Origin of the sequence: Streptomyces sp. ITFR-6 (assembly GCF_031844725.1) — a bacterium.
Lineage (GTDB): Bacteria > Actinomycetota > Actinomycetes > Streptomycetales > Streptomycetaceae > Streptomyces.
The window spans coordinates 7,382,276-7,402,667 of sequence record NZ_CP134612.1; the positions used below are offsets into that span (position 1 = coordinate 7,382,276).

The window sequence follows — 20,392 nt, forward strand, 5'->3', positions numbered from 1 at the left end:
GGTTGGCTCCACGGCTGTTGACCGACGGTGGGCCGACTCGTATCGTTTTGCTCAACGAGCGTTGAGTTAATGGAGTAGGTTCCATGGTGACGTCACAGCCGGCCGGGCCTCCCGATGCGCGCACGGTGCTGAACCGGTACCACCAGGCCATGCGGGACAAGTCGGCGGACGGTCCGGCCGATCTGTACGCCGTGGACGCGGTGCACGAGTTGCCGTTCTCCGCGCCCGGCTTCCCCGAGCGATTCGAGGGCCGGGAGGAGGTCCGGGCGGGTTACCGGGCAGCCTGGGGCGCCGGCCCGTTCCGGGTGGTCGAGATCACGGACGTGGTGGTGCACGGGACCACCGGTCCGGGCACGGTCATCGCCGGACACGTGGCTGTGGTGGAGTCCGCCAGGGGCGAGCGGGCCCGCGTCCCGGGACTGCTGATCATCGAGGTCGACGAAGGTCTGATCACCCGGGTCCGCGACTACATGGACGCGCCCGCCGTGGCCCGTGCGGCGGCGTCGGCCGCCGGGAGGTCCTGACGGGTGGTTCCGGCGGGTTCCCGTGGGTGGTTCCCGCAGGAGCGGGGGCGGTGACGGCAGGCTGTCGGCCGCGTCAGGTGTCACCGGGGTGACGCTCCTGTCGGCAGCTGTCATGATGTGCCGATGCACGCGTCTCAGGGTAGAAGCGCCGGCCTGGGACTCGCCCTCGCCTCGGCCTTCGCGTTCGGCGGTTCCGGAGTGGCGGCCAAGCCGCTGATCGAGGCGGGGATCGACCCGCTCCATGTGGTGTGGCTCCGGGTGGCGGGCGCCGCGCTCGTCATGCTGCCGGTGGCCTGGCACCACCGCGCTCTGGTGCGCAGCCGGCCCGTGCTGCTGCTGGGCTTCGGGCTGCTCGCCGTCGCGGGCGTCCAGGCCTGCTATTTCATGGCGATCTCCCGCATCCCGGTCGGTGTGGCGCTGCTGGTCGAATATCTCGCGCCGGCGCTCGTCCTGGGCTGGGTGCGCTTCGTCCAGCACCGCCCGGTCACCCGGGCGGCCGCGGTGGGCGTGGTCCTGGCCGTGGGCGGTCTGGCGTGCGTGGTCGAGGTGTGGTCCGGGCTGACCTTCGACATCGTCGGCCTGCTGCTCGCACTCGGCGCCGCCTGCTGCCAGGTCGGCTACTTCGTCCTCTCCGATCAGGGCAGCGGCGAGCAGGCGGCGGGTGCCGGGACTCCGCACCCGGTCGGGGTCATCGCCTACGGGCTGCTGATCGGTACCGCCGTCCTCACCGTGGTGGCCCGGCCCTGGGGCATGGACTGGTCCCGGCTCGGCGGGAGCACCACCATGAACGGCACGGATGTGCCGGCCTGGCTGCTGCTCGTCTGGATCGTGCTGCTCGCCACCGTCATCGCGTACGTCACCGGAGTGATCTCGGTGCGGATGCTGTCCCCGGCCGTCGCGGGCGTCGTCGCCTGTCTGGAAGCGGTCATCGCGACCGTGCTCGCCTGGGTTCTGCTCGGGGAGCATCTGGCGGCCCCTCAGCTCATCGGCGGATTCCTGGTGCTGTTCGGCGCCTTCATCGCGCAGTCCTCGACACCGAAGGCGCCCTCGGGACCCGTCGCTTCAGGACCGGGCGGTCAGCTCGCCGGGGCCGAGGGGGAGTTGTCCGCAGGCCGTGCCGCTCCGTAGGGTGACGATCATGCCTCTCACCGTACTTCCGCCTCCCGCCGCTTAGCGCGGGCGGCCACCTCTGACGAAGACCGGGCTCGGGCAGTCCCCGAGCGGTTCGTCGCTGCCCGCGTGCGGAGCGACCACCTTCCCGTCTTCCTTGGAGAAGTCACGTGTCGAATCCTGCTTCCGGCCTGTCCACCGGGCGGAGCCTGTGCTATCTGATCATCGCAGGAGTGGCCTGGGGCACGGCCGGTGCCGCTGCCTCGCTGATCTTCGGGGCCAGTGATCTCGGCCCCCTCGCGCTGTCGTTCTGGCGATGCGCGAGCAGTCTCGTACTCCTGCTCTCCGCGCCGGCGCTGCGGCCCCCGCGCGGGCCGCAGCCGCTGCCGAGCCCCGCCGTCGCCGGCTGCTGCGGATCGTCGGTACCGGCGTCGGGCTCACCGTCTTCCAGACCGCCTACTTCGCCGCGGTCCAGGTCACCGGCCTCGCGGTCGGGACCGTCGTCACGCTCGGCGCGGGCCCGGTGCTCATCGCCGTCGGCGCCCGGATCACCATGGGCGAGCGGCTGGGCGGCGGCGGGATCGCCGCGGTGGCGGGCGCGCTGACCGGGCTCGCCGTACTGGTGCTCGGCGGCGACGCCGGTACGGTGCGGCCCGCCGGTATCGCGCTGGCGCTGCTCTCCGCGGCCGGTTACGCGTCGATCACCCTGCTGACCCGTTGGCTCGGCCGGGACGGTGGCGGCGCCGACACGCTCGCGACCAGCGCCTGGGCGTTCGCCGTCGCGGCGGTGCTGCTGCTGCCGTTGGCCGCCGGTGAGGGAATCGTGCCGGCGACCGCGCACCCGGTTCAGGTGGTGGTCCTCATGGCGTACGTCGCCGCCATCCCGACCGCACTCGCCTACGCGCTCTACTTCGCGGGGGCCGCGGTGGTGCGCGCCGCCACCATCTCGGTGATCATGCTCCTCGAACCGGTGAGCGCGGCGTTCATCGCCGTCGTCGTGCTTCGCGAGGAGCTCACCGCCGCCACCGTCACCGGGACCCTGCTGCTGCTCACCGCGGTGGCCGGGCTGGCGGTGACCGAGATGCGGGGCGCCGCGAACACCCGCCGGGAGGCGGCTGCCCACGTATGACCGACGGAGGGCGGTTCAGAGCGCCTTGAGGTACTCCGGAACCGCGATGGCGGGATCGAGGTCGGCCGCGGGGACGGGGGCCGTGAAGCCGTGCGTGAGCGGGACGACACCGGTCCAGTGGGGCAGCGCGAGATCTTCGGGTTCGTCGTTCGGACCGCCGGTGCGGACCTTGGCGGACACCTCCCGCAGATCCAGCCGGAGCACGGCGGTGGCCGCCAGCTCCTTCTCGTTGGCCGGACGTGAGTCCCGTGAGCGCCCCGGAACCACCTGCTCCACGATCGCGTCGAGCGCGGTGCGCCGCTCCTCGGGGTCCGTCACCGTGTGCGCGGTCCCGTGGACCACCACCGAGCGGTAGTTGATCGAGTGGTGGAAGGCGGAGCGGGCCAGCACCAGCCCGTCGACTTGCGTCACCGTCAGGCACACGGCGAGTCCGTCGGAGCTCCCGCCCGCCGCCCGCAGCGGGCGGGAGCCGGTGGAGCCGTGTACGTAGAGCCGCTCACCGATCCGGCCGAAGAGCGTCGGAAGGACGACGGGGGCGCCGTCGCGTACGAAGCCGAGGTGACAGACATAGGCCTCGTCGAGTATCGAGTGGATCTGCTCGCGGTCGTAGGCGGCCCGTTCGCGGGAGCGGGTCGGGACCGTGCGCCCGGTCGGTTCATAGGCGGCTGCGGCGTCCGGGCCCGTGGTCTGCGGCGGTTGGGTGTCCGGCATTGCGCACTCCATTGCACTAGTGCATACTGTTCTTTGTGCTAGGAGAGTATCGGATCACCGGACGGCGTGCATCGGAAATTGCCGCCAGCGTGGAGCGGGCGGTTGGCTCGGGGGAGCTGACCCCGGGCCAGGCGCTGCCGTCGATGCGGGAGTTGGCGACGCTGCTGGAGTTGAATCCCAATACGGTGGCGGCCGCCTACCGCACCCTGCGTGAGCGCGGGGTGATCGAGACGGCGGGGCGCAGGGGCAGCCGGGTCCGCCCGCGCCCCGCCAGTACGGCGCGAGGATCGCTGCGGATCGAGGCGCCGCCCGGGGTGCGGGACCTGGGCACGGGGGATCCCGATCCGGCACTGCTGCCCGGCCTGCGCGAGGCGTTCGCGGCGGTCACGGAGGCGTATGCGCAGGCGCCCGGGATGTACGCGCAGGCGCCCGTGGATCCGGAGTTCGCCGCGCTCGCGCGAAGCGCGTTCGACGCCGACGACATCCCGGCCGGGCCGGTGATCGCCACCTCGGGATCGCTCGACGCCATCGAGCGGGTGCTGACCGCCCATCTCAGACCGGGCGACGCGGTCGCCGTCGAGGATCCGGGCTGGGGCAGTCTGCTGGATCTCGTGCCCGCGCTGGGGATGCGCCCCGTCCCGGTGGCGCTCGACGACGACGGACCGTTGCCGGACGCTCTCGAAGCGGCGCTGCGAGCGGGCGCCCGTGCGGTCGTCGTCACCGGCCGGGCGCAGAATCCGACCGGAGCCGCGATCGGTGCCGGGCGCGCGGCCGAACTGCGCGCGGTGCTCGCGGGACACCGGGGCGTGCTGCTGATCGAGGACGACCACGGGCACGCCATCGTCGATCTGCCGCTGCACACCCTGACGGGCGCCACCGACCGCTGGGCGGTGGTCCGTTCGGTGGCCAAGGCGTACGGGCCGGATCTGCGGGTCGCCGTGCTGACGGGCGACGCGGTCACGGCCGACCGGGTGTCGGGGCGGCAGCGGCTGGGGCCCGGCTGGGTCAGCAAACTGCTGCAGCGGGCGATGGTGCACCTGTGGACCTCGGGCGCCGTGGATCCGCGCGAGGTGGCCCGGTCGTACGCGCTGCGCCGGGACGCGCTGGTGCGGGCGCTGGAGGCCCGGGGTGTCGAGGCGCACGGCCGGAGCGGGATGAACGTGTGGGTTCCGGTGAGCGACGAGACGGGGGCCGTGGCGCGGCTGCTGCACACGGGCTGGGCGGTGGCGCCCGGGGCCCGGTTCCGGCTGTCCGCGTCGCAGGGGATCCGGATCACCGTGTCCCCGCTCGTCGACGCGGACATCGGTCCGCTGGCGGACGCGGTGGCGGCAGCGGCGGGGCCCGCCCGGCCGCTGAGCTATGGCTGAGCCGGTGCTCCGGCGGGGAGATGGGAGGGCGCGGCGGCCCGGACGCGGAACAGCGCGAGCGCCTCGGTCGGTGGCTCGGGCGCAATGCCGGGGGGAGAGGGACCTGCGGTCCTGGCCCCCCGTGCCGGGCCGGATGGGAAGTGGCCGCAATGAGTGACCGCCGCGGAACCCGGACTCCGTCGCCGGTGCTGCTCGGCGTGGATGACGGCGGCTGGTCGCCCGTCACCGCGGGCGAGTCGGGAGCGACTGTCTTTCGCAGTGCGGACGCCACTCGGTACGCCAAGTGTGTGCCCGCCGCGGACGCGGCCGATCTGGAGGCGGAGCGCGACCGGGTCGCGTGGCTGAGCGGTCAGGGCGTCCCCGGACCCCGCGTGCTCGACTGGCGGTCCGGTGCCGACGGCGCCTGTCTGGTGACGCGTGCTGTCTCCGGTGTACCCGCTGATCAGGTGCCCGCCGAGGACCTGTGGGTCGCCTGGGAACACATCGCGGACGCCGTCCGCCGGCTGCACGATCTGCCCGTGTCCCGGTGCCCGTACCGCCGGAGTCTGGACGACATGGTCGCCTCGGCGCGGGACGTCGTGGCCCGTGACGCCGTCAGCCCCGAGTTCCTCCCCGTCGAACAGCAGCGGACACCCCCTCCTGAGCTGCTGGACCGCCTCACCCGGCAGGTCTCCCGGCGACGGGAGCAGGAAGCCGCCGACACGGTCGTGTGTCACGGGGACCTGTGCCTGCCCAACATCGTCCTCGATCCGCAGACCCTGGAGGTGTCAGGCTTCATCGACCTGGGCCGCCGAGGACGGGCCGACCGCTGTGCCGACCTGGCACTGCTGCTCGCCAACGCGCGAGAAACCTGGCCGGACGAGGAGCGCGCTCGGGCCGCCGATACGGTCTTCGCCGCGAGGTACGGCATTGCGTTCGACCACGACCGTCTGCGCTTCTACCTCCACCTCGACCCGCTCACCTGGGGCTGACCGATTTCCGCAGCCGGTTGCGGAAGCCTCGCCGGTTGGGCGGTGGCGCTGGTGAGCCGGGGTCTGCTCTGGGTCAGAGCGGCCCCCGCCAGGACCACGAGGGCGCCGACCGGGGTGTTCCAGTCGAGCTGCTCGCCCAGCACGGTGACTCCGGCGGCGGTGGCGATCACCGGGATGAAATAGGTGACCATCTGCGCGGTCGTCGGGCCGACCTCGGTGACCAGTCCGTACTGGAGGAGTACCGCGAGTCCCGTTCCGAGCGCCCCGAGAGCGATTACGGCCAGGGTGGGGAGCAGCGGGAACCCTGCTGGGGCCGAGGTGAACAGCGGTGTGATCAGGGCGAGTTGCATGGTACCGAGAAAGAGCTGACTGCCCGTCAGTGCGAGGGTCGAGGAATCGCTGCCCGCCAGCGTCCGGCGTACGTAGATCCAGCCGACCGGATAGCTGAGGGAGGCCAGGAGCGCCATCGCGGTACCGGTGAGGTCCAGTCCGGAGAATCCCTGCCAGGCACCCAGTACGGTCAGCACCCCCAGGAACCCGAGCCCGAGGCCGGCGACCCGGCGGCGGGTGGGCCGGTCCTCCGAGAGCGCGACCACTGACAGCGCCATGCCCCACAGGGGCGAGGTCGCGTTGCAGATGCCGGCCAGCGTCGAGGGAATGGTGAGCTCGGCGTACGCGAAGAGCGAGAACGGCAGCGCGTTGAGGAAGAAGGCGGCCACGGCCAGATGGCCCCAGGTGCGGGCCGTGCGCGGCAGTCGCTCCCGCTTCACCGCCATCGCCACGGCGAGTACCGCCGTGCCCGACAGCAGTCGGCCGAGGGTGACCTGGAACGGTGCGTACCCGTCGGTGCCGACCTTGATCAGGAGAAAGCTGAAACCCCAGATGAGCGACAGCGCCGCGAAACGCAGCCGCCAGTCCAGAGCCGGCCGGGCCGCTGCGGGAGATGAGGGAGATGCGGGAGGTGCGGGGGACGGGAGAGAAGCAGGCGGTGCGCTCATGCGGTCTACGATGACGAAGGCAATCTCGTAGCACAAGTGACAGTTTGTGCGGCCATCCGCGTAGCATCGCTTACATGTTGAATCTGGAGCGCCTCCGCACCCTGGATGCCCTGGCCCGGCTCGGCTCTGTCAGTGCCGCCGCCGAGGGACTGCACGTCACCACGTCGGCCGTCTCTCAGCAGATGGCCAAGCTGGAACGCGAGGTCGGGCAGCAGCTGCTCGCCAAGAACGGCCGCGGGGTCCGGCTCACCGACGCGGGGCGGCTGCTCGCCGATCACGCGGCCCGGATTCTCTCCCAGGTCGAGCTCGCCCAGTCCGACATCGAGGCGCAGCGGGGTGAGGTGGTGGGCGAGATCCGGCTGGCCGCGTTCCCCACCGCGGCGCGCGGCCTCTTCCCGTCCGCCCTGCTCGCCCTGCGCGCGGATCACCCCGAACTCAGGCTGCGCACCAGCGAGCTGGAGCCGGAGGCCGGAATCCGTGCGGTGTTCAGGGGGGATGTCGATCTCGCGGTGGTGCTGGACTGGAGCAATAAGCGGCTGCCGGTGCCGGGCGGCCTCGCCACGGCGCAACTGCTCGACGACGTGCCGGACATCGCGATGCCGGCCGGGCACCGGCTCGCGGACCGGGCGGAGGTGGACCTGGAGGAGTTCGCGGACGACGACTGGGTTTCCTGGCCCGAGGGCGAGTTCTGCTACGAGTGGCTCATGTTCACCCTGCGCTCCAAGGGCATCGAGCCGCGCATCGCCCATCTCGCGGGTGAGCACCACACCCAACTCGCCCTGATCGCAGCCGGTATGGGGGTGTGCGTGGCACCCAGGCTCGGTCGCGGTCCGGTGCCGGACGGGGTGCGGCTGGTTCCCGTACGGCAGCGGATGCGGCGTCACGTCCATGCCGTCTGGCGGGTGGACGCGGACCGACGGCCCTCTATCAGGGCGGCGGTCGCGGCGCTGCGGGAGGCGGGCCGGGCCCTGAACGAGCCGCTGGAGGGGGAGTAGGGGGGGCAGAGTCGCGATGTGCGGCCCCGTCGCCGTCAGATGTCGGGCAGGGCAGCGAGTTTGCCGAAGTCCCAGGAGGTGACGGCCTCCGGTGTGAGCCGCAGCCACGCGTGCCGGCCGTCGTGCGGCATCACCTCCATGTCGAAGTATTTCGCCGCGAACAGCTGCTCGGGGACGACGAGTTCAGGGCAGGGCTCGCCCGTGCGCGGCGCCTCCCCGACGAACACCGCGTCGCCCGAGAGCTCGATGCCGCGCAGCTCCCCGTACTCCACGCCGTCGTCGACGACCACCGCGATCCTCGGGTCCCGGCCGAGCTGTGACCAGCGCAGACTACGGGTGATCGAGTACAGCCACAGCGAGGTGCCGTCCCAGCAGAACCAGAGCGCTCCGACATGCGGGCGTCCGTCGGGGCCGACGGTGGCGACCCGGCAGGTGCGCTGCTGTGCGAGGTAGGCGTCGCGTTCCTCGTCCGTCATCATGATCCGGCGGCCCCGTCGCTGTATGACGGCCATGGGGAGCCTCCTCCTGGTAGCTGACTATGTGTCAGGAATCATGGAGGCTCTTCCCTCATCGCGCAATGGCGGTTAGCCTCGCGCGCCCGTTCCTTCAGCGACTTCACCGATGCGACTTCACCGAGCGACTTCATCGAGAGGGGCAGCCCGTGCCGTCCAGGCAACAGCTCGCGGAGCAGATCGATCCGGCCTCCACCGTCCTGCTGACGGTGGAGTGCCAGCAGGGGGTGGTGGGGACCGACAGCGCACTGCCCGAACTCGCCAAGGAGGCAAGGTCGTCGGGGGCGCTGCACAACGTGGCCAGGCTGGTCGCCGCCGCTCACGAGAGCGGTGTCCAGGTGCTGCACGCCGTGGCCGAACGCCGCCCGGACGGCCGGGGCGCCAACCACAACGCCCGGCTCTTCCGCGCCGCCGGGCGGCTGCCCGTACAGCAGCACTCCGGAACCACCGCGGTACGGATAGCCGAGCCGATCGAGGTGGCGGACGAGGATCTCGTCGTCCGCAGACTCCACGGGCTCTCGCCCATCGCCGGCACGGACGTGGACGCGCTGCTGCGCAACCTCGGCTGCCGCACGCTCGTCGTCACCGGGGTGTCGGCCAACGTGGCCATCCCGAACGCGGTGTTCGACGCCGTGAACCTCGGCTACACGGCGGTGGTGCCGTCCGACGCCATCGCGGGGGTGCCCGCCGAATACACCCCCGCGATGATCCGCAACACCCTCGCCCTGGTCGCCACCGTCGCCACCACCGACGACGTGCTCGGCTGCTGGCTGGGCCGGGGCCCTACGAAGCGAGGCTGATCGAGTCGCCCTGCACGCTGATCGGGGCGGCCGGCAGCGGTTCGGTGGCGGGGCCCGCCTTCACATCGCCCGTCGCCACGTCGAACTTGCTCCCGTGACAGGGGCAGTTGATGGTGCCGTCCGCGACGCTCGACACCGCACAGCCCATGTGCGTGCACTTCGACGAGAACGCCTTGAACTCACCGGCCGCGGGCTGCGTCACCACCACCCCCTGCTCCGTGAAGATCTTGCCGCCGCCCTCCGGGATGTCCGTGGTCCTCGCGAGGACGGAGCCCCCGCCGCCGGCCCCGCTCTCGCCGCTCTGTTTCACGGCGCCGGAACCGGCGGACGCCTCCTTCGGCCCGCCGCACGCGGTGAGTACGGCGGCCACGGAGACGGCACCGGCCGCCGTGACGACGTTTCGGCGTCCGGGACGGCCCTCGTGGTCCTGCGATGCGCTCATACTGGCTTTCCCTTCCACGGTGTACTCGGCTCCGGGGATCCGTCCACGGGCGCGTCCGGCGGGCACCCCGTGGTCAAAGCCCCAGGGACTTCCTCAGGAAGTCCCGCTCCAGCAGCAACAGACCGCTCGCTGTGCGCTCCTGGCTGAGCAGATGGCCGGCGCCCGACAGCGGCAGCACCGTATGCGGCCGGCCGGCGGCCAGCAGCGCTGCGGAGAACCGCAGCGTGTGAGCCACGGCCACATTGTCATCGGCAAGACCGTGCACCAGCATGAGCGGCCGGACCAGGGCCCCGGCCTCGTCCAGGAGGGAATTACGGGAGTAGTGCTCCGGAAACACCTCCGGGTGGCCCAGGAACCGTTCCTCCCAATGGGTGTCGTAGAGCCGCCGGTCGACCGACGCGGCACCCGCGACCGCGGCGTGGAAGACGTCCGGATGACGCAGCGCGGCGGCCGCCGCCAGATAGCCGCTGAACGACCAGCCGCGCATCGCCACCCGGGTCAGGTCCAGCTCCGGGTGGAGCGCGGCCGCCGCGTGCAACGCGTCGATCTGGTCCCGCAGCACGGCGGTGAGACGGTCCCCGTGCACCGCCTTCTCCCAGGCCTCACCCCGCCCCGGCGTACCCCGCCCGTCGGTCACCAGGACCGCGAAGCCCTGCTCCGCGAACCACTGGGCGACCGCGACCCACCAGGTACGCACCTTCAGCACCACCTGCATGCCGTGGCCCGCGTAGGGGCTGAGCAGCACCGGCAGCGGACCGTCGCCCGGCCGGTGCCACGACGGCAGGTACAGCCTGCTCCGCAGCTCCCGCTCCCCGAGGCTCAGCGCCAGCGGCCGAGGGGTGACGAGCGGTTCCTCCGCCAGTACCGCGATCCGGCCCGCCGGAACGCCGGCCCGCAGCACCGTCACGGTGTGGCCGTCCGGAGTCCTGCTGTCGAGCACCACCGTCGGTCCGCCGACCGACGCCGTGTGCACACCGGGTGCGCCGCTGACCCGTACGAAACCCTCCTCTGGCGCGTCGGCCGCGTACGACCAGACGTGGGTCTCGGTCGGCTCCTCGCAGGCGGTGAAGTACACCCGCCCGCCTGCTGCGCCCACCACCTCGTGGACCTCCAGGCCCGCCGGTGTGGGGGTGCCGCCGATGTCCAGACCCTGGCTGTCGCCGCCCGGCCGTGCGGCGGTGATGAGCGCGCCCGAGGCGAGACGCAGCGGGGTGCCCCGCCGCAGCGACACCCAGGCGGGATCGTGGGTCGCGTGCACCGCCCGGGTGCCGCCCGTCCGCTCGTCCACCTCCAGGACATGGACGGACCGCTGGTCACGCGTCTGCACCGAGACCAGCGGTCCACGGCTGTCCCAGCCCGCCGACACGACGTACTCGAAGGCCCGGTCCGTCCAGCCACCCTCGGGGTGGTCCGGGCCGGCGGCGGAGGGCAGCCGGACATCGGTCCGTTCCCCCGACACCCGGACCAGACGCAGCGAGACCTTAGCGTTCGGTGTGCCGGCCGCCGGGTACGGCACCGCGCGCGGCGGCCGCTCCGGGTCCGTCGGATCACCGACGTACCGGCGCCGGACCCCGGCCGTGTCCACCCGCGCCACCAGCAGGGCATCGCCGCGCGGCGACCACCAGTAGCCGCGTGAGCGCCCGACCGACTCCTGCGACACATAGTCCGACAGCCCGTAGGTCACCTGCTCGCCGTCCGGACCGGCGAGCGTCCGGACGCCCGTCCCGTCGGCCCGCACGATGTGCAGCGCGCCGTCCGACACATACGCGACCAGGGAGCCGTCGGGCGAGGGGCGCGGGTCCACCACCGGCCCCGGCGTGCGGATCCGGCGCGGCTCCCCGCCGTCGGGACGCACCACCCAGAGCGCGCCCCGAAGCGCGAAGGCCACCAGCCGTACGGCCTCGTCCGTCGCGTAGGAGACCACCCCGGAGGAGGTCTCCCGGGCCCGCTCCCGCCGCGCCAGCTCCTCCGGCGGCACCTCGCCCGACGGCTCGTCCGCGAAACCGGGCCCGACGGGGTCCGCGAGCATCCGCTCCGCGCCGTTCTCGTAGAGCCAGAGGCGGCTCACCGGGTCGGTGCCCGAGGTGCCGCGTACGAACAGCACCCGTTCGCCGTCCGGGGAGACGGTGAACTGCCTGGGCACCCCGAGCGAGAAGCGCCGGGTACGGGCGAACTGGAGCGGGAACGGCTCGGCAGCGGTGGCGAGGGCACCGGCGGTGGCATCGGCATCGGCATGGGCGGTGGCCGGGGCGTCGGCGGAGGGAGTCATGGCGACACCATGACAGGTCGGAATCCGCCGGAGCCGCCGGCCTCCTCAGCCGCGCAGTCGTACGGGCAGCTGCCGCACGCTGTTGCCCACGAAGGACGCGTGCCGGGGCAGTCCGGACTCGGGCACGGCCAGATCGAGGCCGGGGAAGCGCGCGGAGAGCTGCTCCAGTGCCGTGACGCCCTCCATCCGGGCCACTTGGGCGCCCATGCAGTAGTGCGCGCCATGGCCCAGGGAGAGGTGCCGGACCCCGTTGTCGCGGGTGATGTCGAAGCGTGCGGCATCGGGGCCGTGGGCCGACGGGTCGCGGCCGGCGGCGGAGTACCCGGCGAGCACCGGGGTGCCCTTGGGGATCACGGTGCCGTCGATGTCGAGGTCGCGGGTCGGGTAGCGGAACGGGAAGTAGCTGACCGGGCTGTCCCAGCGCAGCGTCTCCTCGACCACGTCTGCCCAGCTCGCGCCGCCGGAGCGCACCAGGTCGAGCTGGTCGCGGTGGGCGCACAGGGCCCGTACGGCGTTGGTGATCAGATTGAGCGTCGTCTCGTGGCCGGCGATGATCGTGAGCATCAGGGTGCCGATCAGCTCGTGCGGGCCGAGCCGGTCGCCGCCCTCCTCGCGGGCCGCGATCAGGGCGCTGGTGAGATCGTCCCCCGGACTCTCCGTCCTGGCGGCGGCCACCGCGCTCAGCAGCTCCACCATCTCCCGGTTGGCCGCCCTCGCCTCCCTCGGACCGATGTCCGTGGCGACGATCCGGTTGGACAGCTCGTGCAGCCGGCCGTGGAGCGCGTCGTCCACGCCCAGCAGTTCGCAGATGACGCCCATCGGCAACGGCAGCGCGAACTGCGCACGCAGATCGACGACACCGCCGCCGGCTGCGGCCGCCGCTTCGAGGCCGTCCAGCAGCGAGGCCGTCAACGCCTCCGTGCGCGGACGCAGTTCCTCAACCCGGCGGGCGGTGAACGCCTTGCTCATCAGCGAACGCAGCCGCCGGTGATCGGCTCCGTCGGCGGTGGTCATCCCCTGCACGGTGGCGAAGGTCCGCAGCGGCCATCCGTCGTCGATCCCACCGGACTGGAGCGCCTCGAAGTGCCGGGCGTCCTTGGCGACATCGGGGTGCGAGAGGAACTCCCTGAGCGCGTCGTGGCCCAGCACGGCCATCCCCGCCACCTCGCCGGGGAGGATCACAGAGGCGACGGAGCCTCGGGCCAGCAGCCGGGCGTTGGCCGCGTGCGGACAGCCGCCCGCCGGGTCCATGCGGTGCGGGAGGTCGGCAGCGGGGTTCACCGGTGAAGTGCTCAACAGGGCTCTCAGTTCATGAGTTACCCAGGTTTGTACCAGATCGGACGAGGTCGCGTGCCGGACCCCGCGAGCCCGGCCCGGCCCCGCCCGACCCGTACGGGTGGACTTGGGCCAACGGGTCTGATTCGGGGAGTCGCCGGGGAAGTGTCCCGTCGGAACCGGGCGGCGGAAGATGCCGCCGTAACTGCCGATCGTGGCCGGAGGAGGAACCTAACGTCAACTCCCGTAAGCGATATCCGACGTCTTGGAGGACAGGCATGAACAACAGCATTCGCACGGCTGCCGCTGCCGCGGCTCTCGTCGCCGGTCTCGTCACGGTGGGCGGCACCGCCAACGCCGCCGAGCGTCCGGACCGGATCACCGGCCAGGAGCAGCTGGCGCAGAGCATCGCGAAGGCGGTCGCCGCCGAGCAGGCGAGCGGCGCCGTCACCGACGGGGTCATCGGCGGCATAGTGGTCAACCCGTCTGTCGCGAGTTCCTGCTGACGAAGAGGAGGTGAGCACCGTGGACAGCACTGCGGACCTCGCCCGGGAAGGGCAGGAGACTCCTCTGAGATGGTGTCCGAGCGGCGATGCGAGCCGCCCGGAGTCCGTCGTCCTCGGCGTGCGGTCCGGGGACGACGGCCAGGTCGCGTACCTGGCGGAGCCCGTACCCGCCGCCGATGTCCTCGGGGCCATTCCGGAGGGGATCGCCCCCAACCGGGTGCTCCGGTTCGCCTCGCACTGCGTGTCGGACTGCGCGAACCGGGTCGGAGAGGCCTGTGGGCTGATCGAACGGATCACGACCGTGCCGGCCGGGACCGTACCGGCCGCCGTGCCGCGGTGCCACCTCCGCCCGCACTGCAAGTGGTGGAACCAGACCGGTGTCGAGGCCTGCCACCGCTGCCCCGCCCTCACCACGCTGGAACCCCGCGACGACGAACTCGCCGTTCTCGTCGCGGACCCGGCGACCACCCGCGAACAGCTGGAGAGCTGGGTTGCCGCCGCACAATGAGGTAGGCCTTCACAGGAGCGGGTCCGTTCACGGGAGCGGGCCCGCTCACTGTGCGTGTCCGCTCAAGGAGCCGGTCGCGGACCGGACCGAGCACGAGAGAAGGGACAGTTGTGAACGACTGGATACGGTGCTTCCGCCCGGCCCCCGACGCCGGGGTCCAGGTGCTGTGCTTCCCGCACGCGGGAGGTTCGGCCAGTGGCTACTATCCGCTGTCGACCGAGCTCGCGGGGGTGGCGGAGACCCTGGTCGTGCAGTACCCGGGGCGGCACGACCGGCTCGCCGAACCGTTCGCCGAGCGGTTCGGTGAGGTCGTGGACGCGGTGCTGGCCTCGCTCCCCACGAGCGACGGCCGGCCCCTCGTGCTGTTCGGTCACAGCATGGGCGCGCTCCTCGCGTTCGAGACGGCGCGACGGCTGGCGGCGAAGGGACGGTCGCCCGCCGCGCTGTTCGTCTCCGGGAGCGAGGCCCCGGCGCTGCCGCGGCACGCCCGGCTGCCCAACCCGCCGAGCGACGACGACCTGATCGGAGAGATGCGGCTGCTGTCCGGCACGGGCGAGGAACTGCTGACCGATCCCGAGATCCTCCGGCTCGCCCTGCCGCCGCTGCGGGCCGACTACGCGATGCTCTTCGCCCGCACCCACGTTCCCGGGCCGCCGCTGCGCTGCCCGGTCGTCGCGCTGACGGGTGACAGGGACCCCCGGGTCTCCGTCGAGGGCGCGCGGGCCTGGGAAGGGGAGACGGTGGGCCCCTTCGAGTTGCACGTGCTGTCCGGCGGTCACTTCTTCCTGAGTGAGCACCTGAACCGTGTCGCGGGACTCGTCGCGGCGTACGCGCCCGGCCGGGCGGTCCAGGTCACCGGCTGAACCCGCTGAACCCGCTTACACAGCACAGGGGTTGGGCCCCGACCGGAAGGTCGGGGCCCAACCCCTGTGCTGTGTGCTGACTCACTCCGCCTCGAACTCCGCGAGCAGCGCGTCGAGGGAGTCGTCACCGTCCCGCACCGCCATGATCTGACGGGCCATCTCGTGCAGCGTCAACTGCTCCAGGAACAGCGTGATGGGGACATCGAGGCCGTACTCGTCCCGCAGGCAGCCGACCAGGTGGACGGCGGTCAGGGAGTCGCCGCCGGCCGCGAAGTACGTCATCTCCGGGTCGTCGGCGTCCGCCAGCCCCAGGGCCCCGGCGATCAGCGCCCGGATCTCCTGCTCCAGGTCCGCGGTGGGCCCACCCGCCTCCGCCTGCTCCCCGGCCTGCGCGACCGGTGCGAGGCGGTACGCGCCGTGGCTCTCCCCGGCGAAGGGGTAGGAGGGCAGCGCGGTCCGCCGGCCGCCCCCCTCCACCGCCTCCGGCACCGGCTCGCCCGCCAGCCACGCCTCGCCCAGCGCATCGGGTCCGCCCGCGGCCGGCGCACCGCCCGCCGCCAGTCCGGCCAGCAGCTCCGCCGCCTCCGCACGGTCCACGGCCCGCACATAGCCGCGCACCGCCATCGGGGCACGGCCCACCCGCAGGGTGTAGGCGGTGTCGGTGAGGGACGGGGCGTCCGGGGCCCGCAGCGCCTCGGCCAGCCGGCCGGCCAGCGCGTCGAGGTCCCTCCGGGTGCGGGCGGACAGCAGCAGCACCTCCGGGCCGTCCGGCGCCCCGGCTCCACCGCGCGGTGGAGCCTGCTCCAGCACCACGTGCACGTTCGTGCCGCCGATGCCGACCGAGCTGACCCCGGCCCGGCGGGGGCCGGAACCGGGCTCCGGCCAGGAGGCCGCCCGCTCGATCAGGTGGAACGGCGAGTCCTCGAAGCCCAGTTCGGGGTGCGGGCGGCCGGCGTCGGCGTTCGGCACCAGCGTGGCGTGCTCCAGCATCAGCACCGACTTGATCAGCGCGGCCACGCCCGCCGCCGCGTCCAGGTGGCCGATGTTCGACTTCACCGAGCCGATCCCGATCCGCCCGGTGCCGAGCGCCCCCTTGAACGCGGCGCTCGCCGCCGCCGCCTCGATGCGGTCACCGAGCGCGGTGGCCGTACCGTGCGCCTCCAGGTACTGGGCGTCCGCCGGGTCGAGACCGGCCGCCGCCCACGCCTCCACGATCGCCGCGGTCTGCTGGTCGACGCCGGGCGCGGTGAACCCGACCTTCGTGGCACCGTCGTTGGTGACGGCGCTGCCCCGGATGACCGCCCTGACCGGGTCGCCGTCCGCGAGCGCGTCGCTCAGCCGGCGCAGTACGACCACCCCCACCCCGTTGCCGGGCACGGTGCCGCCGGCCCGCTCCTCGAAGGGGCGGCACCGGCCGTCGGGGGAGAAGATGCCGCCCTGGTGGTGGACGTAACCCTTCTTGTGCACGGTGTCCACGGCGACGCCGCCGGCCAGCGCCGTGTCGCACTCCCCGAGCAGCAGCGACTGCACCGCGAGGTGCACGGCGGTCAGCGAGGTCGAGCAGGCCGTCTGCACCGTCAGGCTCGGGCCCTCCAGACCCAGCCGGTAGGAGATCCACGGGGCGAGGAACTCGCGGTCGGTGAGGATCCGCACCTGGAGCGCCCCGATGGTCGCGGCGAGCCCCGGATCGGTCTGCGCCGCCAGCATGTGCTCGGTGACCCCGCCGCCGACGTACACACCGGTACGGGCCGGGCCACCGCGCGGATTGCGGCCGGCGTTCTCCAGCGCGGACCAGGCCGTCTCCAGGAGCAGCCGGTGCTGGGGGTCAAGGGCCGCGGCCTCCGTGCGGTTGAAGCCGAACAGCTCCGCGTCGAAGCGGTCGGCTTCCGCGAGACGGCCCTTGGCCGGTACGTAGTCGCGGCCCCGGACCTCCTGCGGGTCGGCGCCGTCTGCTATCAGCTCCTCCTCGGTGAAGTCGGTCACCGAGCAGAGGCCGCCGAGCAGGTTGCGCCAGTAGGTGTCCAGGTCCGGGGCGCCGGGGAAGCGTCCGCTCATTCCGACGACCGCGATCGCGGAGTCGGCTGCGAGGGGCTCGGCGGCGCTTGCGTTCTCGGTCATCGTGTGGAGCCTTTCCGGTAGCTGAGTCGTCGGGCGGCGGCGGTGCGTCGTGCGTGCCGGTCATCGCCGCGCGCGGCGGCCGTCGCGGCGGTGGGGCCGGTGTCGGGGGACCCGGCGGCAGGGCCGGGGACCGACCGGTCGAGGTGGGCGGCGAGGTCGGCCACGGTGGGGTGGCGGAACAGGTCGACGAGGCTGAGTCCGCCGTACGTCCCCAGCTCGCGCAGGGCGGCCAGGACGCTGAGCAGCCGGATCGAGTTGCCGCCCAGTTCGAAGAAGTGATCGGTGACGGCGACCCGTTCGAGGTTGAGGACCCGCGCCCACAGACCGGCCACCAGCTGCTCGGTGGCCGTGCCCGCGACGGTGGCGGATCCGTCCGGCCGGCACGCCACGGTGACGGGTTCCGGCAGCCGGGCCCGGTCGAGCTTGCCGTTCCCGCTGACCGGCATCTCGTCCAGCCGCACGAACACCTCGGGCACCATGGAGCCGGGCAGCCGCCGGGCGAGATGGGCGCGCAGCTCCGCGTCCGGCGGCGCGGCCCCGTCCCGGCCCACCACGTACGCCACCAGCCGTTGTTCGGTGCCCGTACCGCGTACGGTGGCCGCCGCCAGGGCGACCCCCGGCGCGCCGGCCAGCAGGGTCTCGATCTCGCCGAGTTCGATGCGTACGCCGCGCAGCTTGACCTGGAGGTCGGTGCGTCCGAGGTAGTGGATGAGGCCGTGCGCGTCGATCCGGCCGAGGTCGCCGGTGCGGTACATCCGGGTGCCCGGTGCGCCGTGCGGGTCCGCGACGAACCGTTCGGCGGTCAGACCGGGCCGGCCGATGTAGCCGCGCCCCAGTGAGGCACCGGCCACGTAGATCTCACCGGCAACCCCGGCGGGCACCGGCCGGAGCCGCTCGTCCAGTACGTAGACACGGGCCCCCGGCACCGCGCCGCCGAGTGCCACGGGTTCGCCGGGGGTGAGGTCCCCGGTGGTCGCGTAGACGGTCACCTCGCTGGGCCCGTACGCGTTCACGACGCGCCGGCCGGGCGCGCTGAGCCGTCCGACCAGCTCGGGCGGGCAGGCCTCGCCGCCGACCGCGACGGTCCGCAGGTCCGGCAGCTGCCCGGTGAGGTCGGGCAGCAGCATCGCGGCGGACGGCGGCAGGAACACATAGGTGATGCGGGAGTCCCGCAGCCGCTTCAGCAGCCCCTCACCGATCCGCTCGTCCTCGCTCGGGATGTGCAGCTCCGCCCCGGCCACCCAGGGGAAGAACAGGTCGGAGACGGCGACGTCGAAGCCGAACGAGACGAACTGCAGCACCCGGTCCTCGGCGTCGACCGGGAAGGAGTGCCGGACCGCCCGGGTGAGATTGACCAGCGCCCGGTGCTCGACGGCGACGCCCTTGGGGACGCCGGTGGAGCCCGAGGTGAACAGGACGTAGGCGAGATCCCCGGCGGACGGTGCGGCGGCGGCCTCCGCGGGTGCGGGGGAGACGGGGTCCGTGACGGCCGGGCGGTCGACCCGGATGCACGGCACCCCCAGGGCCGTCCCTGTCTCCGCGGTCTCCCGGGCGGTCAGCAGGAGCCCGGTGCCGGAACTCTCCAGCATGTGGCGGAGCCTGGCCTCGGGGTGCGCCCGGTCCAGCGGTACGTAGGCGCCTCCAGCGCGCAGGACGGCCAGGGCCGCGATGCCCTGGTCCGCCGAGCGGGGCAGCAGCAGGCCGACCCGGACGCCGGGCCGCACCCCGGTGGCGCGCAGCCGGGCGGCCAGCGCGTCGGCCCGGCCGAGCAGTTCGGCATAGCTCAGGCGGAGGTCGCCGCAGACCAGGGCCGTGGCATCGGGGTGCTCGGCCGCCCGGTCCGCGATCAGCTCGGGCACCAGGCGGTCCAGCGGCGCGGCCTCCGCGAGTCGGTCGGCGCCGTCGATGGTCCGGGCGCGTTCGCCGGGCCCCACCAGCTCCACGGTGGACAGCGGTGCGGACGGGGCCGCGAGCAGCCCGGCCAGCAGGGTGCGGAAGTTGTCCGTCCAGCGGCGGACCGTCGCCGCGTCGAACAGGTCGCTGCGGTAGATGAACTGGGCGGCCAGCTCGTCGCCCCAGCGCTCCATGAACAGGTGGAAGTCGAACTTGGCGGTGTCCAGGGTCAGGGCGAGCCGCTCGGTGGCGGCACCGGTCAGCCGCAGACCGGGCGCCGCCTCGTCCTCGTAGCTGAGCGCCACCTGCACCACCGGGTCGTGGCTGGTCTCACGGACCGGGGCGAGGGTGTCGACCACCGCTTCGAACGGCGCGTCCTGGTACGGCTGGGCCGCCAGCAGGGATGCCCGGACGCGGCGGGTCAGCTCGTCGAGCGAAGGGTCACCGGACACGTCCACGCGCAGCGCCAGGGTGTTGGTCAGCATCCCGACCATCTCCTGGAGCTCGGGCCGTTCACGGCCGGACGCCGGGTAGCCGACGACCAGGTCCTCGCCGCCCGAGAGCCGGGAGAGGAACGCGGTGTACACCGCGAACATCGTCATGAACGGGGTGGCGCCCTGGGCGGCGGCGACCTCGGCCAGCCGCGCCCTGACATCGGCGCCGAGCAGGAAGCGCTCGGCGCCGCCCGCGGCGGTGCGGACCGGCGGGCGCGGGCGGTCCAGCGGCAGTTCCATGACGGTGGGCGCGCCGCGCAGCCGCTCTGCCCAGTGCCGCACGGACCCCTCGAACGCGCCGTCCGCGGTGCGTTCGCGCTGCCAGGCCGCGTAGTCGGGGAACTGGAGCGGGAGTTCGGCCGGCCGGTGGACGGTTCCCCGGATCTCGTGCGCGTACGCCTCCGACAGGCCGTCCAGCATCAGGCCGAGTGACCAGCCGTCGCAGACCAGGTGATGGGCGACCAGCAGCACCCGGTGGCTGCCGTCGTCCACCGCGTACACGGCGCAGCGCAGCAGCGGCCCCTCCGCGGTGTCGAAGGGGCGGGCGGCCTCCGTGCGGACCAGGGCGTCCGCACGGTCCGCCGGCACGTCCCGGTGGATCGCCGGCCGCACCCGCCCGACGGAGGACACCCGCTGGGCGGGGGTGCCGTCCTCCGCGGTCCGGAAGACGGTGCGCAGGGCCTCGTGGCGGGCGACGAGTGCGTCCAGCGCCCGGCCGAACGCCGAGGTGTCGAAGGGCCCGTGCACGGCGAAGGCGACCGGCACGTTGTACTGGGCGGTGCCCGGATTCAGCTGGTCGAGGACCAGCAGGCGGCTCTGGGCGTCGGAGGCGGGGAACTCGTACTCCTCGTTCCCGCCGCCCTCCCCGGCGTAGAGGTCGATGAGCTCGACGGTGTCGACGGTCATG

General features: G+C 73.0%; 17 protein-coding genes and 1 pseudogene. 10 read left to right on the forward strand and 8 right to left on the reverse strand.

The features are described from left to right. Positions 1–83 precede the first annotated feature (83 nt). The 3 genes and pseudogenes from RLT59_RS33620 (at position 84) to RLT59_RS33630 (ending at position 2,763) form a co-directional block, all read left to right on the forward strand. Positions 84–524, forward strand: a complete 441-nt coding sequence (locus tag RLT59_RS33620; RefSeq protein ID WP_311306876.1) for a nuclear transport factor 2 family protein — start codon at positions 84–86, stop codon at positions 522–524. Positions 525–647: 123 nt separating this feature from the next. Next, entirely contained in the window at positions 648–1,652 is a 1,005-nt protein-coding gene (locus RLT59_RS33625) for an EamA family transporter (RefSeq protein WP_311306877.1), read from the forward strand. 152 nt (positions 1,653–1,804) lie between these two features. Next, positions 1,805–2,763: pseudogene (locus RLT59_RS33630) on the forward strand (DMT family transporter). 15 nt (positions 2,764–2,778) lie between these two features. Here RLT59_RS33630 and RLT59_RS33635 read toward each other — a convergent pair. Then, positions 2,779–3,474, reverse strand: coding sequence for a pyridoxamine 5'-phosphate oxidase family protein (locus RLT59_RS33635; protein WP_311306878.1), 696 nt, complete (start codon positions 3,472–3,474; stop codon positions 2,779–2,781). 35 nt (positions 3,475–3,509) lie between these two features. Here RLT59_RS33635 and RLT59_RS33640 point away from each other — a divergent pair, with 35 nt between their 5' ends. Both RLT59_RS33640 and RLT59_RS33645 read left to right on the forward strand, forming a co-directional pair. Beyond that, positions 3,510–4,841 (forward strand): aminotransferase class I/II-fold pyridoxal phosphate-dependent enzyme, encoded by a 1,332-nt coding sequence (locus RLT59_RS33640; protein ID WP_311306879.1) that lies wholly within the window; start codon positions 3,510–3,512, stop codon positions 4,839–4,841. 149 nt (positions 4,842–4,990) lie between these two features. Beyond that, entirely contained in the window at positions 4,991–5,812 is an 822-nt protein-coding gene (locus tag RLT59_RS33645) for an APH(3'') family aminoglycoside O-phosphotransferase (RefSeq protein WP_311306880.1), read from the forward strand. Here RLT59_RS33645 and RLT59_RS33650 read toward each other — a convergent pair. Continuing rightward, positions 5,779–6,810: a DMT family transporter gene (locus tag RLT59_RS33650; protein WP_311306881.1), complete on the reverse strand. Its 1,032-nt coding sequence runs from the start codon at positions 6,808–6,810 to the stop codon at positions 5,779–5,781. The two genes, RLT59_RS33645 and RLT59_RS33650, sit on opposite strands and share 34 nt — an antisense overlap. Before the next feature lie 74 nt (positions 6,811–6,884). On the opposite strand from RLT59_RS33650, the gene RLT59_RS33655 reads away from it, so the two are divergent. After that, positions 6,885–7,805 (forward strand): LysR family transcriptional regulator, encoded by a 921-nt coding sequence (locus RLT59_RS33655; RefSeq protein ID WP_311306882.1) that lies wholly within the window; start codon positions 6,885–6,887, stop codon positions 7,803–7,805. A gap of 35 nt (positions 7,806–7,840) precedes the next feature. On the opposite strand, the gene RLT59_RS33660 is transcribed toward RLT59_RS33655, so the two are convergent. Then, positions 7,841–8,317 (reverse strand): pyridoxamine 5'-phosphate oxidase family protein, encoded by a 477-nt coding sequence (locus RLT59_RS33660; RefSeq protein ID WP_311306883.1) that lies wholly within the window; start codon positions 8,315–8,317, stop codon positions 7,841–7,843. Between the two features lie 149 nt (positions 8,318–8,466). On the opposite strand from RLT59_RS33660, the gene RLT59_RS33665 reads away from it, so the two are divergent. Next, positions 8,467–9,117: a cysteine hydrolase family protein gene (locus tag RLT59_RS33665; RefSeq protein ID WP_073739272.1), complete on the forward strand. Its 651-nt coding sequence runs from the start codon at positions 8,467–8,469 to the stop codon at positions 9,115–9,117. Here RLT59_RS33665 and RLT59_RS33670 read toward each other — a convergent pair. The 3 genes from RLT59_RS33670 to RLT59_RS33680 all read right to left on the reverse strand — a co-directional run bounded on the left by RLT59_RS33670 (position 9,101) and on the right by RLT59_RS33680 (position 13,079). Beyond that, entirely contained in the window at positions 9,101–9,559 is a 459-nt protein-coding gene (locus tag RLT59_RS33670; protein WP_311306884.1) for a Rieske (2Fe-2S) protein, read from the reverse strand. The two genes, RLT59_RS33665 and RLT59_RS33670, sit on opposite strands and share 17 nt — an antisense overlap. A gap of 73 nt (positions 9,560–9,632) precedes the next feature. After that, positions 9,633–11,828 (reverse strand): S9 family peptidase, encoded by a 2,196-nt coding sequence (locus RLT59_RS33675; protein ID WP_311306885.1) that lies wholly within the window; start codon positions 11,826–11,828, stop codon positions 9,633–9,635. 45 nt (positions 11,829–11,873) lie between these two features. After that, positions 11,874–13,079: a cytochrome P450 family protein gene (locus RLT59_RS33680; protein WP_311307949.1), complete on the reverse strand. Its 1,206-nt coding sequence runs from the start codon at positions 13,077–13,079 to the stop codon at positions 11,874–11,876. A 302-nt stretch (positions 13,080–13,381) separates the two neighbouring features. Here RLT59_RS33680 and RLT59_RS33685 point away from each other — a divergent pair, with 302 nt between their 5' ends. From RLT59_RS33685 to RLT59_RS33695, 3 genes are all read left to right on the forward strand, one after another. Continuing rightward, entirely contained in the window at positions 13,382–13,609 is a 228-nt protein-coding gene (locus RLT59_RS33685; protein WP_311306886.1) for a hypothetical protein, read from the forward strand. Positions 13,610–13,628: 19 nt separating this feature from the next. Then, positions 13,629–14,117: a hypothetical protein gene (locus RLT59_RS33690; protein WP_311306887.1), complete on the forward strand. Its 489-nt coding sequence runs from the start codon at positions 13,629–13,631 to the stop codon at positions 14,115–14,117. A gap of 110 nt (positions 14,118–14,227) precedes the next feature. After that, positions 14,228–14,980 (forward strand): thioesterase II family protein, encoded by a 753-nt coding sequence (locus tag RLT59_RS33695; protein WP_311306888.1) that lies wholly within the window; start codon positions 14,228–14,230, stop codon positions 14,978–14,980. Positions 14,981–15,061: 81 nt separating this feature from the next. Here the strand turns inward: RLT59_RS33695 and RLT59_RS33700 are convergent, their stop codons facing one another. Then, on the reverse strand, positions 15,062–17,098 hold the full coding sequence (locus RLT59_RS33700; RefSeq protein ID WP_311306889.1) for a beta-ketoacyl synthase N-terminal-like domain-containing protein: 2,037 nt from the start codon (positions 17,096–17,098) through the stop codon (positions 15,062–15,064). Next, the gene (locus tag RLT59_RS33705) at positions 17,095–20,391 is read right to left on the reverse strand and encodes a non-ribosomal peptide synthetase (protein ID WP_311306890.1); all 3,297 of its coding nucleotides are present in this window, start codon (positions 20,389–20,391) and stop codon (positions 17,095–17,097) included. Before RLT59_RS33705 ends, RLT59_RS33700 begins: the two co-directional genes overlap by 4 nt. Position 20,392 lies beyond the last annotated feature (1 nt).